The sequence below is a fragment of the Thermophilibacter sp. ZX-H3 genome (assembly GCF_052599055.1).
Map to the genome: position 1 here is coordinate 1 of NZ_JBQXES010000043.1, position 1,174 is coordinate 1,174.

The window sequence follows — 1,174 nt, forward strand, 5'->3', positions numbered from 1 at the left end:
ATGTGGCCCCTAACGAGAAGCATAGCCCCTGAGTTTCTGTCCGGTCGCCGGCGTACGCTCGCAGCGAGGGGCACGACGGCGTAGGGAGGTCGCGATGGCGAGCATGACGGGCAGGGACGTGGCGGCGGCAAACGGCGGGGACGGGACCCTGATCGAGTGGATGGCGCGCTTCGGGACCGAGGAGGCCTGCGAGGAGGAGCTTCTGCGCAGGATGTTCCCTGACGGGTTCCTGTGCCCGGCGTGCGGGCACGCCAGGTGCTCGCGGGTGAAGGGGCGGTCCCACAAGTGGCAGTGCACGCGCTGCTCCAGGCAGTTCTCGGTGACGGCGGGCACCGCGATGAGGGGCACCAAGCTGCCGCTCGTGAAGTGGTTCCTCTCCGCCTACCTGATGACGCACTCCAAGCGCGGGGTCTCCGCGATCGAGCTCGCGAGGCACCTCGGGGTCTCCGAGCGCACCGCCGGCTACGTGCTGCTGCGCCTCCGGGGCGCCATGGCCAGATCGGAGTCGGTTCAAGCGGCTTGACGGGACCGTCGAGGTCGACGAGATGTACCTGGGGGCGACGGTCGCCGGGAGGGTGGGCCGCGGCTGCGGGAAGGTCCCCCTGCTCGTCGCCGTCGAGGCCGGCGGCCCCGGGGGCCCGGGCCGCTGCTCGGCCAGGGTCGCTTCCGACGTGGCGGCGGGCTCCTACCGGGAGTTCCTCCGCGCCCGCGTCAGCGTGCTCGCCCGCGTGCGCTTCGACGGCTTCCTGCCCATAGGCTGCGCGGTCGCGTCGTGGCCGCGCGCCGAGGCCGGCAGGTCGCCCTCGGGCGGCGCGCCGGGGACGTGGCTGCGCCTGGCGCACAAGGTGATCTCGAACCTGCGCGCCTACGTCCAGGGGACCTACCACGGCCTCTCGGCGACGAGGCTCCAGGGCTTCGTGGACGAGTTCTGCTGGAGGTACTCGCACCGCGCGCCGGGAGGGCCCGGGATCGCCTCGGAGCTGCTGGGCGAGGCCGCGCGCGGGCACGTGCCGAGGGCCGAGCTCCTCTCCTCGACGTTCTCCGCCCAGGGGCCGGGCAGGAGGTTCAGGAACGCGCGGAGGGAGAAGAGGGAGAACGAGGAGTGGGTCGCAGCGGCGATCGCCGAGGCGACGAGGGAGCGGATGACTAACTATGCCGCTCGTTAGGGGCCACA

Annotated in this window: 2 protein-coding genes; both read left to right on the top strand. The window is 72.3% G+C overall.

Annotated features, from left to right (window positions below; all coding sequences use genetic code 11):
- The first annotated feature begins 94 nt into the window (after positions 1-94).
- Entirely contained in the window at positions 95-523 is a 429-nt protein-coding gene (locus tag ACULPM_RS10945; RefSeq protein WP_167929712.1) for a transposase, read from the top strand.
- Between the two features lie 22 nt (positions 524-545).
- A complete protein-coding gene (locus ACULPM_RS10950; protein WP_167929711.1) occupies positions 546-1,166 on the top strand; it encodes a transposase in 621 nt (206 codons plus the stop codon).
- The last annotated feature ends 8 nt before the right edge of the window (positions 1,167-1,174 follow it).

Coding starts and splice junctions, on each gene's coding strand:
- ACULPM_RS10945 (WP_167929712.1), top strand. CDS start 95: ATGGCGAGCATGACGGGCAGGGACGTGGCGGCGGCAAACGGCGGGGAC.
- ACULPM_RS10950 (WP_167929711.1), top strand. CDS start 546: ATGTACCTGGGGGCGACGGTCGCCGGGAGGGTGGGCCGCGGCTGCGGG.